This window comes from Ruegeria sp. E1 (assembly GCF_056534225.1).
Genome location: NZ_JBQFPE010000013.1, coordinates 64,631 through 79,269 on the forward strand (window position 1 = coordinate 64,631; position 14,639 = coordinate 79,269).

Annotated in this window: 18 protein-coding genes; 8 read left to right on the forward strand and 10 right to left on the reverse strand. The window is 59.1% G+C overall.

All coding sequences use genetic code 11. The annotated features are described in order from the left end of the window. Nucleotides 1-62: 62 nt before the first annotated feature. From ACR0FG_RS16325 to ACR0FG_RS16340, 4 genes are read left to right on the forward strand one after another with little or no spacing between them, the layout of a single operon-like run. Nucleotides 63-926 (forward strand): MBL fold metallo-hydrolase, encoded by an 864-nt coding sequence (locus ACR0FG_RS16325; protein WP_480894077.1) that lies wholly within the window; start codon nucleotides 63-65, stop codon nucleotides 924-926. Nucleotides 927-951: 25 nt separating this feature from the next. Further along, nucleotides 952-1,380, forward strand: coding sequence for a YeeE/YedE family protein (locus ACR0FG_RS16330; RefSeq protein ID WP_480894078.1), 429 nt, complete (start codon nucleotides 952-954; stop codon nucleotides 1,378-1,380). Then, nucleotides 1,380-1,811, forward strand: a complete 432-nt coding sequence (locus ACR0FG_RS16335; protein ID WP_480894079.1) for a DUF6691 family protein — start codon at nucleotides 1,380-1,382, stop codon at nucleotides 1,809-1,811. Before ACR0FG_RS16330 ends, ACR0FG_RS16335 begins: the two co-directional genes overlap by 1 nt. A 9-nt stretch (nucleotides 1,812-1,820) precedes the next feature. After that, nucleotides 1,821-2,252, forward strand: a complete 432-nt coding sequence (locus tag ACR0FG_RS16340; protein ID WP_480894080.1) for a protein tyrosine phosphatase family protein — start codon at nucleotides 1,821-1,823, stop codon at nucleotides 2,250-2,252. A 7-nt stretch (nucleotides 2,253-2,259) separates the two neighbouring features. Here the strand turns inward: ACR0FG_RS16340 and ACR0FG_RS16345 are convergent, their stop codons facing one another. The 5 genes from ACR0FG_RS16345 to ACR0FG_RS16365 all read right to left on the reverse strand — a co-directional run bounded on the left by ACR0FG_RS16345 (nucleotide 2,260) and on the right by ACR0FG_RS16365 (nucleotide 8,160). Further along, entirely contained in the window at nucleotides 2,260-3,351 is a 1,092-nt protein-coding gene (locus ACR0FG_RS16345) for a FliM/FliN family flagellar motor C-terminal domain-containing protein (protein WP_480894081.1), read from the reverse strand. 77 nt (nucleotides 3,352-3,428) lie between these two features. Further along, nucleotides 3,429-6,110, reverse strand: a complete 2,682-nt coding sequence (locus tag ACR0FG_RS16350) for an ATP-binding protein (protein ID WP_480894082.1) — start codon at nucleotides 6,108-6,110, stop codon at nucleotides 3,429-3,431. Then, entirely contained in the window at nucleotides 6,098-6,406 is a 309-nt protein-coding gene (locus ACR0FG_RS16355) for a hypothetical protein (protein ID WP_480894083.1), read from the reverse strand. Before ACR0FG_RS16355 ends, ACR0FG_RS16350 begins: the two co-directional genes overlap by 13 nt. Then, nucleotides 6,403-6,783 carry a response regulator gene (locus ACR0FG_RS16360; protein ID WP_170717015.1) on the reverse strand — a complete coding sequence of 127 codons (381 nt, stop codon included), beginning with the start codon at nucleotides 6,781-6,783 and terminating at the stop codon, nucleotides 6,403-6,405. The genes ACR0FG_RS16355 and ACR0FG_RS16360 overlap by 4 nt, the downstream gene beginning before the upstream one ends. Before the next feature lie 78 nt (nucleotides 6,784-6,861). Continuing rightward, a complete protein-coding gene (locus tag ACR0FG_RS16365; protein WP_480894084.1) occupies nucleotides 6,862-8,160 on the reverse strand; it encodes a short-chain fatty acyl-CoA regulator family protein in 1,299 nt (432 codons plus the stop codon). Between the two features lie 176 nt (nucleotides 8,161-8,336). On the opposite strand from ACR0FG_RS16365, the gene ACR0FG_RS16370 reads away from it, so the two are divergent. From ACR0FG_RS16370 to aat, 4 genes are all read left to right on the forward strand, one after another. Continuing rightward, nucleotides 8,337-8,873, forward strand: coding sequence for a LuxR C-terminal-related transcriptional regulator (locus ACR0FG_RS16370; RefSeq protein WP_480894085.1), 537 nt, complete (start codon nucleotides 8,337-8,339; stop codon nucleotides 8,871-8,873). 152 nt (nucleotides 8,874-9,025) lie between these two features. After that, the gene (gene accB / locus ACR0FG_RS16375) at nucleotides 9,026-9,523 is read left to right on the forward strand and encodes an acetyl-CoA carboxylase biotin carboxyl carrier protein (RefSeq protein ID WP_480894086.1); all 498 of its coding nucleotides are present in this window, start codon (nucleotides 9,026-9,028) and stop codon (nucleotides 9,521-9,523) included. 9 nt (nucleotides 9,524-9,532) lie between these two features. Next, entirely contained in the window at nucleotides 9,533-10,882 is a 1,350-nt protein-coding gene (gene accC / locus ACR0FG_RS16380) for an acetyl-CoA carboxylase biotin carboxylase subunit (RefSeq protein ID WP_170717024.1), read from the forward strand. 48 nt (nucleotides 10,883-10,930) lie between these two features. Further along, the gene (gene aat, locus ACR0FG_RS16385) at nucleotides 10,931-11,563 is read left to right on the forward strand and encodes a leucyl/phenylalanyl-tRNA--protein transferase (protein WP_480894087.1); all 633 of its coding nucleotides are present in this window, start codon (nucleotides 10,931-10,933) and stop codon (nucleotides 11,561-11,563) included. Here the strand turns inward: aat and ACR0FG_RS16390 are convergent. The 5 genes from ACR0FG_RS16390 to clpX form a co-directional block, all read right to left on the reverse strand. After that, the gene (locus tag ACR0FG_RS16390) at nucleotides 11,527-11,886 is read right to left on the reverse strand and encodes a DUF2155 domain-containing protein (RefSeq protein ID WP_170717028.1); all 360 of its coding nucleotides are present in this window, start codon (nucleotides 11,884-11,886) and stop codon (nucleotides 11,527-11,529) included. The genes aat and ACR0FG_RS16390 overlap by 37 nt on opposite strands. Then, nucleotides 11,883-12,335 carry an outer membrane lipid asymmetry maintenance protein MlaD gene (gene mlaD, locus ACR0FG_RS16395; protein ID WP_170717031.1) on the reverse strand — a complete coding sequence of 151 codons (453 nt, stop codon included), beginning with the start codon at nucleotides 12,333-12,335 and terminating at the stop codon, nucleotides 11,883-11,885. Before mlaD ends, ACR0FG_RS16390 begins: the two co-directional genes overlap by 4 nt. A 12-nt stretch (nucleotides 12,336-12,347) precedes the next feature. After that, complete coding sequence (locus ACR0FG_RS16400) at nucleotides 12,348-12,731, reverse strand: NADH:ubiquinone oxidoreductase subunit NDUFA12 (protein ID WP_170717032.1); 384 nt, start codon at nucleotides 12,729-12,731, stop codon at nucleotides 12,348-12,350. Nucleotides 12,732-12,804: 73 nt separating this feature from the next. Next, nucleotides 12,805-13,182 (reverse strand): RidA family protein, encoded by a 378-nt coding sequence (locus tag ACR0FG_RS16405; RefSeq protein WP_170717034.1) that lies wholly within the window; start codon nucleotides 13,180-13,182, stop codon nucleotides 12,805-12,807. A 66-nt stretch (nucleotides 13,183-13,248) separates the two neighbouring features. Further along, nucleotides 13,249-14,514, reverse strand: a complete 1,266-nt coding sequence (gene clpX / locus ACR0FG_RS16410) for an ATP-dependent Clp protease ATP-binding subunit ClpX (protein ID WP_170717036.1) — start codon at nucleotides 14,512-14,514, stop codon at nucleotides 13,249-13,251. Nucleotides 14,515-14,639 lie beyond the last annotated feature (125 nt).

The following is a 14,639-nucleotide window of genomic DNA, read 5'->3' on the forward strand; positions in this document are numbered from 1 at the left end:
GTGAATTGAAATGCTCTCACATTCCACTATTAATATGTGAACACGGCCTGACGGAGGACCCAATGACACCCAAAGTGAAAGCTTTCTTCGACCAGCAGACATTCACGGTGTCTTATGTGGTTCAGGAGCCCGAGGGCACGGCCTGTGCTATCATCGACAGCGTGCTGGATTTTGACCACGCATCTGGGCGCACGGGCACACAGGCGGCCGATCAGATCATTGGCTATGTGAAGGAAAACGGCCTGAACGTTGTCTGGATTCTGGAAAGCCATGTCCACGCCGATCACCTGTCCGCGGCCCCCTATCTGCAACAGGAACTGGGTGGCAAGATCGGCATTGGTGAAAATATCGTGGTGATTCAGGACACGTTCGGGAAAGTGTTCAACGAAGGGACCGAATTCCAGAGGGATGGCAGCCAGTTCGATGCGTTGTTTTCCGAGGGCGACAGCTTTCACATTGGCCAAATGCGCGGGGATGTTCTGCATACGCCCGGGCATACCCCGGCATGTCTGACCTATGTCATCGGCGATGCGGCGTTTGTCGGAGATACGCTGTTCATGCCGGATTTCGGAACTGCACGGTGCGATTTTCCGGGCGGATCGTCGGCAAAGCTGTATGAATCGATCCAGAAAATCCTCTCGCTACCGGACGAGACGCGGATCTATGTCGGGCATGACTACAAGGCCCCGGGTCGCGACGAATACGCGTGGGAAACCACAGTGGGCGAGCAAAAGGCGCTCAACATCCATATCGGTCAGGGCCGCAGCATCGAGGAATTTGTCGAGCTGCGCGACTCTCGTGATGCAACGCTGTCCATGCCGCGCCTGATCCTGCCTTCGCTACAGGTGAACATGCGGGCGGGCCAGATGCCACCTGCCGACGAACATGGTGACATCATGATGAAGCTGCCGATCAACAAGCTGTAACGGTCGACGGTCAGAGGTAAACGATATGAACATGGAATGGATTTGGGGCCTGATCGGCGGGTTGCTGATCGGATGCGGGGCGGCGGTGTTTCTGCTTGGCAACGGTCGCATTATGGGGGCCAGCGGCATTCTTGGCGGCCTGCTGGAACGCGGGCCACGCGACGTCAGGACCGAGCGCGTTGTCTTTATCATCGGCCTGATCGGAATGCCGCTGCTTCTGCGGCCTCTCATCGCGCCCGAAGCACAGACGCACCTGACCAGCAACATCACGGTGGTAATCCTCGCCGGGCTTCTGGTCGGTGTCGGAACGCGTGTCGCCAACGGGTGCACCTCGGGCCACGGTGTTTGCGGTATCTCGCGGTTCTCGCCGCGCGGGATCGTGGCCACAGTGATCTACATTCTGGCCGGAGCACTGACACTGGCCCTGCTGCGCCACGTCTGGGGGTTGATTTGATGCGCAACCTGCTTGCTTTTATCGCCGGTTCGCTGTTTGGCACCGGGCTTTTGATTTCGGGAATGACGGACACCACAAAGGTGCAGGGATGGCTGGATATATTCGGCAACTGGGATCCAACCCTCGCCTTTGTCATGGCAGGGGCAATCCTCCCGATGCTGGTTGCCTGGCGCCTGACACGCGGCAGAATGCCTTTGATCGGTGGGCGTTTCCCCGCCCCGCCCCGGGTCGAGCTTGACCGTCGTCTGGCGGTGGGTTCGATCCTGTTTGGCATGGGCTGGGCATTGGCCGGATTGTGCCCCGGGCCAGCGATGGCGTCGCTCAGCTATGGCGGGGTTAACGGCATTGTGTTCCTGATTGCCATGATCGCGGGCATGATTGCAGCCCCAAAGCTGGGTGCCCAACTGGACAGAACAGCAAACGCGGCCTAAGCAAACATCATGGAGATTCGTCAGATTACCCCCCGCTACTCCGTCTCGCCCCAGATCACGGTCGACGACGTTCCAGCCATCGCCGCCGCAGGTTTTGTCAAGGTGATCTGCAACCGCCCCAATACCGAAGTGCCCTTGGACCTGCAGTCCGACGCGATCGGGTCAGCGGTCATCGCCGCCGGGATGGAATACGAAGTGCTGGAACTGACACACCAGACCATGACCCCGGAAAATGTCGCCCGCCAAAAGGATCTGGCCGAAAGCTGCGCGGGCCCCGTGCTTGCCTATTGCGCCTCGGGGACGCGGTGTTCGGTGGTCTGGGCGCTTGGACAGTGCGAAACCCTGAGCGCGGATGAGATTCTGGATGCAACGACCAAAGCCGGGTACGATCTGGCCGGCTTGCGCCCCACCCTTGAACAGATGCAAAAACCTCAAGGCTGACCCCATTCTAAGGCACCCTGTCTGGGTCGGTGTTCAGACCCGCCAATTGAGAGATTTCGGCCACTATCTGATCCGAACTTCCGATCACCACTTCTTTTTCAAGCTTGGTGCTAGGTTCGGTAGATAATGGCATCTCCGCTTCGGTGTCGACGGCTGTGGTTATATCCGCGCTTGTGCCCATTGAACCTGTGGTCGCGCCTTCCAGAAAAGCCTGCCCGATCTCAGCTGCAGCGATTGGCCCTGCCGAGTGTTCATTGATGCGAACGGCGCGCATACCGCCGCATTGCCCCAACCGCCCCACAGCCACGCGTCTGCTATCGAGTGTCGTGATCTCGGTGCGATCCAGTCTGGCCCCGGTCAACGGCAACACGTCCCCGACCCGCAAGTCGGACAGATCGGCCAGCGAGGGCGACAAACGGCAGATAACCGAATGCAACTCGGCCCGGATCACACCCGCCGCGCGATCCAGTCTAGGCCCCTGATCCGTGGCTTCATTGGCGCCATCATCGTCCGGCATCGTCGGCTCGGGCAGTAGCAGACAGATTTGCCCCTGCCGCGCACCACCGGCGAATTCGACTGTCAATTCAAACACCTGATACGAGTCATCAATCAGGCCCAAAGCAAGGCTTCGAATATCCGCCATTCGCGAGGCGAACTCTGACCCTGAAAAACAAGCCAGATCTGCAGGTGACTCGAGCAATTTCTGCACACGCCGGAACAGCCCCTCGGCCAGAGGCACGGTCATCGCTGCGTCCGTATCCGTAAACGAACGCGGCGGAGGAGTATCCTCCATGACGCCACCGATCGTTTGCTGCTGCACGATCGCAGACACACATCCCGGGTCCAGACAGATCGCCACAGCGCCCTGATCCGAGGTGAACACCAAATGCAGCCAGTCGTCGTCGATCACTGAATTCAGTTCACCCGGTGCGCGCGTGGACTGTTTCGCCCCGATCACGGTCAGGGGCAGGCTCAGACACTCGTCAGCAGCCCGTGCCAGAGCAAGCCGCAACGCCCGCAACACCGAACGCGAGGCACCTGCCCCGTTTTGTCCGGCTGTCAGTTTGCGCGTCAGCGCGGCATTGATCTGCTGTGTCATGGCCCCGAATCGCCGTTAAACCCTGATCCCTTGCCCGGTTTAGCGCACAGCCGGTTACGAATGTCTTTATGGTCGTATCACTGCGCCGCCTGACGATACGCCAGAGGCAGGCTAACCCGAAATGCGGCACCCCCCTGACCAGGCAAATAGATCACATCCCCACCAAGGCGCTGCATGATCTCGCGGCAGATGGCCAGTCCCAGCCCGGCCCCGCCGGCCTTGTCCGATCCGACACGGGCAAACTTCTCGAACACCATGGCTTGTGCCTCGGGCGGGATGCCGCTGCCATTGTCGACAAAGTCTATCACCAACTGACCGCCGACATCATGGCTCGAGATAGTCAGGACCGGCTCGGGCGCATCGCAATATTTCTGTGCGTTTGATATCAGGTTGATGAACACCTGACCCAGCCGATCCAGATCAGTGTGCAACTGAATGCGTTCGCCCGAACGGGCGCGTCGCACGTCGAGCGCCTTGCTGTCACCGGCCAATGCAGTCGAAACGGCCCGGTCCAGCACCGCATCCAGACTGCCATCCCCCATATTCAGACTGACCTCGCCGCTTTCCAGAACGCTGAGATCCAGCAGATCATCCAGCAGCCGGGTCAGCCGCAACGCCTCATCATGGATAATCGCGGCAAAGCGCGTCTGCTCTTCCGGGTTCAGACCATGTGTATCGCGCATGATTTCAGAAAACGCCCTGATCGAGGTCATCGGGGTGCGCAGCTCATGACTGACCTGACTGAGAAAATCGTCCTTTTGCGCCGAGACCTGAGTCAGCTTCGTATTCGCTTCGCGCAACTGGCGGGCCGTGCGGCTCAGTTCGGTTGATTTGACTTCAAGCTGGCTGGAATACTCCAACAGTTGCGCAGACTCGTCGGCCACCGCCAGCAGATCCTCAACCGACACCGACGACCCGCCGACGATCTGGCCGATCATCGCATGGGCCGTCGCGGCCCCGACAGAACCGCTGAGTTCCCGTTCCAGCCGTTGCAGGAAACCGGGCGTAGGTTCAGGCAGCCGACCGGCGCGCCCGTTTTGCCGCTCGACCTCGGCCTGAAAAAACTCCTGCGCCGGGACGGTTCCCAGAATGCGCTGTGTCATGATCATCAGGTCTTCGCTTTGGGCCACCGACCCGGTCCAGCCCTGTGGCGCTGCGGAATGATCAAAGACGTTGACAAACTGTGCGCCCTGCAAACGTTCCAGCGGGCTTGGAAAACTCAGCACCGAGGCGATGCAGAACCCGATGGTGTTCAGCGACAAGGACCACATCACTGAATGAACCAGCGGATCGATCCCTTCGATCCCAAACAGGGCCTGCGGGCGAAACCAGCCCCAGCCAAATGGGCCGTCCTGAATAACGGATAGCGGAATGATCCCGCCTCCCAACCCCGGCAGCAACAACGTGTAAATCCACAAAACAAAACCAATGCTCAGTCCGACCAGCGCCCCAGTCCGCGTGGCTCCCCGCCAGAACAGCCCGCCCACCAGCGCTGGCAGAATCTGGGAAATACCCGCAAAGGCCACCAATCCGATCGAGGCCAGCGCCGCCCCGCCACCGGATATTCGATAATAGAAATACCCCAACGCCATGATCACCGCGATGGACACCCTGCGCGCAATCAGCACGATTGTCCTGACATCGCCCGATACCGAGGCCGAGGTCTCTTTGGTGTTCAGCCAGATCGGCATGACGACATGGTTCGACACCATTGTTGACAAGGCCATAGCCGTCACGATCACCATCGACGTTGCCGACGAAAAGCCGCCGATGAACGACAGCATCGCCAACCAATCATTGCCCTGAGACAAGGGAACCGTCAGGACAAACAGGTCCGGGTTGGCCCCTTCGGGCATCAGATCCAGTCCGATCACCGCGATGGGAACCACAAACAGGCTCATCAGCAAAAGGTAAAGCGGAAAGGCCCAGGCGGCGGTTCGCAAATGGCTTTCATCCGCGTTCTCGACAACCATGACCTGAAACATGCGCGGCAGGCAGATGAAAGCCGCCGCCGACAGAAAGGTGAATGTGGTCCAGCGACTGGCATCGATGTTCCACTGACCAATCTCTGAGGCATCGATGCGCTCCATCATCGGGACCACACCACCGGCGACGCCCCAAACCACAAAGATGCCCACAGCAAGCAACGCAAACAGTTTGACCACGGATTCAAGCGCGATGGCCGTGACCACACCGTGGTGACGCTCATTCGCGTCCAGATTTCGGGTTCCGAACAGGATGGCAAAAACCGCAAGCCCCGCGGCCATCCAGAACACACTCGATCCCTGCCGGTAAAGCCCGGCGGGATCGGCCTCGGCAAATATGGAAAACGACAGGGTAATCGATTGTAGTTGAAGCGCGATATAGGGCGTGCCCCCGACAACAGCCAGGATTGTCACGCAAATCGCCAGCGTATTGGATTTGCCATAACGCGATGAGATCAAGTCAGCAATTGAAGTCACGCGCTGACTACGCCCGACCCGGACCAGTTTGCGTAGCCCCCACCACCAGCCAACCATCACCAAGGTCGGTCCCAGATAGATCGTCACAAATTCCAGCCCCGACCGCGCCGCATTGCCGACCGCGCCGTAAAAGGTCCAGGCGGTGCAGTAGATGGACAGCGACAGCGTGTAAACAAGCGGCGAACGCAACCATTTGCCACGCCCCGCCACCGCCAGACGATCCGCGGCAAACGCCACACCAAACAGCAACACGACATAGCCCAGACACACCAGTATCAGGACGTTCAGCGTTGCCATGTATCCGCCTCGGGCTCTTGTTCCTCGCTCGCGGCCAGACGTTTAGCGGCAAATCCGAACACCACGCTGATCAGGATCAGCACAGCCCAGCAGACGAAGATATAAAACATCGCAGCTGACAGGGGCACAGCCCCATCGCCGCCGCTTTCATCAGGCCACAGCAGGGGCAGAGCAATCATCGCGGCCCCTAGAATCGGCAGCAGGCGTGCTGCATCCATCAGCCTGCGCCTGCGATAGCTTTGCCTCTCAAGGAAAACCGAAGGACGCCGGGGTCCGTCCTCGTCAGGCGCAGTCATGACCGGGTCGCCTGCGCATGTAGGTCCCGTACCGCCGTCAACACTTCGGTATTGGAAAACGGTTTGGTCATAAAGCGGCTGACACCAGCCTTCTCGGCCATGTCCCGGTCACGGGATTGCCCCCGAGCAGTCAGCATCAGCACCGGCAAGCCCTGCATGTCAGACAGCTCTCGCAGATCGCGCAGTATGTCCATGCCGCTTTTGCCCGGCAGCATTACGTCCAGTATCACCAGATCCGGCTGTTCGGCCACAATCACCTCGACCGCGTTTGCCCCATCGGCATGTGTTTCGACTTGCCACCCCTCGCGGGTCAGCAGAAATCGGATCGCCTCGGATATGTTAGGCTCATCCTCTATCAGCAGAACCTTGCGGCTCATGTTTGCAATTCCTCCCCATGACCGGTCACACATACGGCTACCCGTCGCGAACAGGTTACGCGCGATGCGCGGAAACTGTCAAAAACCTTCGCTCAGAATCGACGGCTCGCGCCGCGAAGAACACCCTGTTTTCGGGCAGATGCGACAACTGATTCCCACCGGCAGAGCGGATTGACCAGTCACTGACGTCTCATCATCAGTCGGAAGCACCAGCATGACGGACCTATAAACCGGGTCAGCCCCGAAGGTTTCGGCAGGCTGCGGCCAAGCGACGGCGTAGCAATCGAACTCTGCCGCTGTCCGCCCCCGTTGCACAACCCGTTTATGGATCGGCACCAGCGGTCGGTTCAGCGCAGTGAATACGGGCCAAAGCGGGCACGCATCTCCGTGGCGAGGCAACGCAAACCCCGGCGCCGGCTTGAAAAACAGCAAGCTGCCCGACGCGTCACAAATCGCAAGACCCGCAGGTTTCGGCAACACACCTTCGGGCAGAACAGCCAAACGGCGCAGTACGGTCGCCAAGTCCACCGAGAACCTGTTGGCAAGCACCAGGGGGTCAGGTGCGGACGGACCCAAAGCGGCTTTCAGATCCTCAAGCGGCAGCGCCTGAGCATCAGCCACGTAAAGCCTCAGAAGGTCTGATGCCACCGACTGTGCCGACACATTATCCAGCGCCCCCAAGGGGATGTCGCCCACGCCTGCGCCCGATTCGAGATCGGGAAAATGAAAATCATTAGCTGCAAAAAATGCCTCGACCGCATCCAAGGGCGCGCCTTTCAGATCACCCTGCCCCTCACTGTCATCAAGATACGTCACCAGCGCTTTCGAACTTTCGGCAAGCCGCTCGGCATCCTGATGCAAATTTCGGTGAAACCGATCCCGCCATTCCGCATCGATTTCTCCCGGCTCGGCCAGAATGGCAGCTGTCGAGCGAATAGCGGCTGCAGTCGATAGCACCTCGTGCATCGAGGCCGCCAGATGCGGATCGTGGGTCAAGCGGTCTGAAAGGGTTTCGACGGTGCGTTCCAGCGACACAACCCGGCGGTGCATCTGCGCCAGTACGCCCGACCAGCCGGGAAAGCGCCCTGCAAACTCCTCTAGCCCGTCCAGTTCAGCGTGCTGGCCAACGGCATCCGCCGCAGCCTCGCGCAGGGCCGAGATCAGGGTCTCTTCGATCCCCTGCGTCAGCAAAGACGGCTCGACCGACAAAGCCCCCGCAATATCAACCAGCAGCTTGCCGCCAATCCGGCGACGGTTGTGTTCGATCAGGTTCAGGTATGAGGCCGAAATGCCGACCTGACGCGCCAGTTCAGCCTGTCGCAAACCGGAAATCTGGCGCCTTTCACGTATCCTGCTGCCGGTCAGAATGTTGCGCATGATCGGCCTTTCGCTGCTGGATGGCTGCCGGTTTTCAGAATAAGCACTCAATTATCGCCTGTTACCACGCACTTTTCAACGCAACTTTACATCCTTAACAAAGTCAAAGACGCGGCCCCCTGCTATTGTCCAACCCGCCCCTTCTCTTTCACGGAAATACGCATCATCATAGGTATATGAGCGACCCCGCCTTCGAATACGCGCCCATCGGCCTTGTCGAGCTGGAAAACCGGATCATTCGCCGCTGCAATCTGCAGTTTGCGCGGACCTTCGGCGGGGAAGAGAGCGAATATCGCAACATGCCTTTGCTGCATCTTTATCCCTCGGTCGCCGATTGGGAACGCATCGGTGCGCGCAGCCTGCAGGTGATGCGGGACACCGGGTATTACTCGGATGAACGGGTCATGCGACGGCGCAATGGCGATCTGTTCTGGTGCCGCGCCCGGGGCCGGTCCCTGACCCCTGACGATCCGTTCCGGCACGGTATCTGGAGCTTTTCGGACATCTCGGAGGAACGCCCGTTGGTCGAACTGACCACTCGCGAACGCGAGGTGGCGATCCTCTCATGCCGGGGGTTGTCCGCCAAAGAGATCGGCGTTGAACTGGGGTTGAGCTACCGCACCATCGAGGCCTATCGCGCACGTCTTTTGGAAAAATTCGGGGCGCGCAAACTGCCCGAATTGGTGGCCAAACTGTCGGGAATGCCGTTGTGACAGGAATCAACTGCAATCGCGACAGATAAAACCCCTGCTTTTCAGGGCCAAACGGCGCTTTTCATGACCGGGCGCTTAGCTTATAACGCAGCGTAATCAGACCAAAGCCCGCGTGAAACAGATGGGCCAAAGGGGAACCTTCGAGGACACTCATGACAGATACCAAACACGAAGCGGATGTCGCGTTCATCAAGGCACTGGCCGAATTGCTGCGCGAAAACGACCTGACCGAGTTGCAGGTCAAGCGTGAGTATGGCGAGGAAGACAGCCTGAACGTACGCGTGAGCCGAATGTCGCAGACCGTCGCCGCACCGGTTCAGGTGGCCGTCCCTGCGGCGGCTCCTGCAGCACCCGCACCCGCCGCGGCCCCTGCTGCGACCGAAGCTCCGGCGGCGATGGACGATCCCGCCAGTCACCCCGGCGCTGTAACTTCGCCCATGGTCGGTACGGTCTACATGCAGCCCGAACCGGGTGCACCATCGTTCATCAGCGTCGGCGCATCCGTATCCGAAGGCGACACGCTGCTGATCGTCGAAGCGATGAAGACCATGAACCACATCCACGCGCCCAAATCGGGCACCATCAAGCGCATTCTCGTCGCGGATGGCGATGCCGTGGAATTCGGCACGCCTCTGGTCATCGTTGAATAAGGCAGGCCCATGTTCGACAAAATCCTGATTGCCAACCGAGGCGAGATCGCCCTGCGCGTCATCCGCGCTGCGCGCGAGATGGGGATAAAGACGGTTGCCGTCCATTCCACCGCCGATAGCGACGCAATGCATGTGCGTATGGCCGACGAATCGGTGTGTATCGGCCCCCCGCCCAGCCCGCAAAGTTATCTGTCGGTGCCCGCCATCATCTCGGCCTGTGAGATTACCGGAGCACAGGCGATCCATCCCGGCTATGGCTTTTTGTCCGAGAATGCCGAGTTTGTGCAGATCGTCGAAGACCACGGCATCACATTCATCGGCCCCACCGCCGAGCACATCCGAGTGATGGGCGACAAGATCACCGCCAAGGACACCATGAAAGAACTGGGTGTTCCTTGCGTTCCGGGTTCGGACGGCGGCGTTCCCACGCTGGAAGAAGCCAAGCGCATCGGCGAGGAATTCGGTTATCCCGTCATCATCAAAGCCACTGCAGGCGGCGGCGGTCGCGGCATGAAAGTTGCGATGAGCGCGGATGAAATGGAAAGCGCGTTCATGACAGCTCGGGCCGAAGGCAAAGCCGCCTTTGGCAATGACGAGGTCTATATCGAGAAATACCTGACCACGCCGCGCCATATCGAGATTCAGGTCTTTGGCGACGGCAAAGGCAAGGCTGTGCATCTGGGTGAACGGGATTGTTCCCTGCAACGCCGCCACCAGAAGGTGTTCGAAGAGGCCCCCGGCCCCTGCATAACGCCAGAAGAACGTGCCAAGATCGGCAAGGTCTGTGCAGATGCGGTTGCCAAGATCAACTATATCGGCGCAGGTACCATCGAGTTCCTGTACGAAAACGGCGAGTTCTACTTCATCGAAATGAACACCCGCCTGCAGGTGGAACACCCTGTAACCGAAGGCATTTTCGGCGTCGATCTGGTACGCGAGCAGATCCGCGTCGCCGCAGGCGAGGACATGTCCTTTGGTCAGGACGATCTTGAGATCAATGGCCACGCGATCGAGGTTCGGATCAACGCGGAAAAGCTGCCCAATTTCTCGCCCTGTCCGGGCAAGATCTCGGCCTATCACGCGCCGGGCGGTTTGGGTGTTCGAATGGATTCAGCGCTTTATGACGGCTATTCGATCCCGCCCTACTATGACTCGCTGATCGCCAAGCTAATCGTTCAGGGTCGTGACCGGGCTGAAGCTCTGGCGCGTCTTGAACGCGCTTTGGGCGAATTGATCGTCGATGGTATCGACACCACCGTACCCCTGTTCCACGCGCTGCTGCAGGAACCGGATCTTCACAGCGGCGACTATAACATCCACTGGCTGGAGCACTGGCTTGCGGAGAATATGGCCCAGTAAAGCACAAGGACCGGGGGGCCTGCGCCCTCTGGTCTCAACGCCCACGGCATGAGCCTGTCCCCGGAACTTTTGTTACACGGATACTCCATCGGCATATTTCCGATGGCCGAACATCGCGATGACCCTGAACTTTTCTGGGTCGACCCCAAATTTCGCGGCGTGTTTCCGCTTGACGGGTTTCACATTTCTCGCAGCCTTGCCCGACGGATGCGGCGCTGCGGCTACGTGATCACCATCAATCAGAATTTTGACGGGGTGGTCGATGGCTGCGCCGACCGGATCGATACCTGGATCAACTCTGAATTGCGCGGGCTCTACCGCTCGCTGCATCAAAACGGCCGGGCGCATTCACTCGAGGTGTGGGATGGGGGCACGCTGGTCGGCGGCATTTATGGCATTGCTTTGGGGGCTGCGTTCTTTGGCGAAAGCATGTTCTCGCGACAAACGGATGCGTCAAAGATCGCACTGGCCTATCTGATAGACCGCTTGCGCCGGACGGGTTTTACCTTGTTCGATACGCAATTCCTGACGGCCCATCTCGCCTCGCTGGGGGCGATAGAAATCTCTCGGGCAGCCTATCATTCAGAACTAAGCCAGGCCCTTGATCTGAGCGCGGATTTCACCGCTGACCTGATGCAAACCCCTCAGGGGGTCATACAGCGGATCACCCAGACATCATAGCGCGCATGGTCCAGGGCATTCAGTGCTGGCGAAGTGGCGATCATCCAACCATCGAACAGCTGCTCGGACTTGTCTTGTTCCCAGATCGTCAGATAGGCAAAGGCATCACCGGTCGGGTTGTCCACAGGATAACGGCAATCCCCCAGCGCCACGTCCAAACCGAATACGGTTTCGGTATCGCCCGAGTTTATTTCGACATCCAACGTCTGGCCGCTGACCTTATCCAGCCCCCGCAACATCGCTCCGGGGCCCGACTCTACTTTTTGCTGAGCGGTCGCACCCGATGCAGTCAGCAACAGGGCCATCAGCGCGAGGCGGATCATTCGCCGCCGTCCCCGGCCACGAACTTGACCAGTAACGAGATCAGGCTGACCGCGCCTTGCGTATCCTCGATTTGATCCCCGGCCTCAAAATAGAATGGCGATCCGCCGGGCATAACCTCGACAAAATTGCCGCCCAGCAGGCCTTCGGACGAGATCACCACAGCGCTGTCATCGGGGATCAGAATGCCATCCGCGACAGAAAAGCTGGTATCAGCACGGTAGGTGTCCGCATTCAGCGTCACGCCGGTCACTGTCCCGATCTTGACCCCCGCCAGCCGCACATCTGTTCCCACGCCAACACCTTCAAGCGACCGGAACGATGCGCCAAGTTCATAGCCCGTGTGGCTTTGCGACAGTCCTGTGGACTGGCTGGCATAAACGCCAAACGCGACAGCACAGGCCAGAACGGCCCCGCCCACCAGGACTTCGGTCATGTTATGGGTCGACATAATTTGCCTCGTTTATTCCGGGCTCCAGGCCTCGTAATCCTTGCGCTCAACCGGGTTGGGGCGACGCAGGGACCCGGCGGGCGCATAGGCCAAGGCCGTGCCTGTGAGATTTTCTTGGTGGGGTTTTTCCCAGGATTTATGCGGCAGCGGCTTGTCTGTCGGTGGCTCGTCCCACGTGCGGTGCAACCAGCCGTGCCAGTTGGGGTCGATCCGGCTGGCCTCTGCCTCGCCATTGAAGATCACCCAGCGTTTGCTGTCATCGGCGGTGCGGTAGAACACGTTGCCTTCGTCATCCTCGCCAACTTTGACGCCCTTGCGCGCGGTAAAAATCTGCGTGTTCAGGGTGGCGCCATTCCACCAGGTTACGGCGCGCAAAAAAGTGTTCAGAATGCCCATCGGGTCCCTCCGACAATTCCGTTGCTGCAGATATGACCCAAAGCCAGCCCAAGGTCCAGTGTGCGGTGTCGTATCAGCGTTTTTCCGGCAATGCAGCCGTGACTTCGATCTCAATCCGGTCTTCTGGCGTGATCAGATTGCACTCGATGACGGTCGCAGCCGGAGGATTAGCTCCAAAAGCCTCTTTCAACAAAGGCCAGCATTGTTCAAATTCCGACATATCCGGCAAGTAGTAATTCACCCGCACGATGTCAGAGAAGCTCGCCCCTGCCTCGGCCAGTGCCTTATCAATCGCGTCCAGAGACGATTTGCACTGGCCCACGATATCTTTGGGAATTTCATCGCCCTGCGCACAGGTTCCCGCGACGAATACGAACCCGTTCGCCACAACCGCACGGCAGTACCCCACCTTCTTCTCGTATTCTCCGCCCGAGTGAATTCTTCTGATCATCTCGCCCTCTCGCATACAAAAACGGCACGGGATTACCGTGCCGTTCAATCAATTCTAGAGCCCGGTTCAGCCCGCCGAAGCCGACTCTGCCGCATCTGCGTAGATAATCAACGGCTGCGCTTCGGACGTGACGGCCTCAAGGTTCACCATGACTTCGGTCACGTTTTTCAGGCCCGGCAGTTCGAACATGGTGTCCAGCAGGATATCTTCCAGGATCGAGCGCAATCCCCGTGCACCGGTCTTACGTTCGATGGCCTTTTTGGCGATCGCCTTCAACGCATCATCAGTAAAGGCCAGTTCCGCATCTTCCAACTCGAACAACCGCTGATACTGCTTAACCAGAGCATTCTTGGGCTTGGTCAGGATGGTAACCAACGCGTCTTCATCCAGATCTTCAAGTGTCGCCAGAACCGGAAGGCGACCGACAAATTCCGGGATCAGGCCGAACTTCAGCAGATCTTCGGGTTCCAGATCCTTGAAAATCTCGCCCACGCCGCGTTCGTCATTGTCCCGTACATCGGCACCAAAGCCCATGGCCGAGCCCTTGCCGCGCTGCGCGATGATCTTGTCCAGACCCGCAAACGCACCGCCGCAGATGAAAAGGATATTCGTGGTATCCACCTGCAGGAATTCCTGCTGCGGATGCTTGCGCCCGCCTTGCGGCGGAACGCTGGCCACGGTGCCTTCCATCAGCTTCAGCAGCGCCTGCTGCACGCCCTCACCCGACACGTCGCGCGTGATCGAGGGGTTTTCGGATTTGCGCGTGATCTTGTCGACCTCGTCGATATACACAATGCCGCGTTGCGCGCGTTCGACGTTGTATTCCGACGCCTGCAGCAGCTTGAGAATGATATTCTCGACATCCTCACCCACGTAACCAGCCTCGGTCAGTGTGGTCGCATCTGCCATGGTAAATGGCACATCTAGAATCCGCGCCAGCGTCTGCGCCAACAGCGTCTTGCCGCACCCGGTCGGGCCAATCAGCAGGATATTGGACTTTGCCAGTTCAATATCGCTGCCCGCTTTCTGGGCGTGATTCAAGCGCTTGTAGTGGTTGTGCACCGCAACCGACAGGACCCGCTTGGCGGTCGCCTGTCCGATGACGTAGTCGTCCAGAACCTCGCAAATGTCTTTTGGCGTTGGTACGCCGTCCGAAGATTTCAGGCCGCTGGCCTTGGTCTCTTCACGGATGATATCCATGCAGAGTTCCACACACTCGTCACAGATGAACACGGTCGGGCCCGCGATCAGCTTACGCACCTCATGCTGGCTTTTGCCGCAGAAGCTGCAGTAGAGCGTGTTTTTGCCGTCACCACCAGAATTGGTCGCCATGATTTACCCCTCGGGCTCCGTCTCAGCGACCCCGCCCGGGGCCGCGCTTGCCGCATATGCCTGCAGCTTAGGCCAGCGTTCTGGCAGCTACAATCTCAAAATCATCCCTCACGCACCGGGCGCGC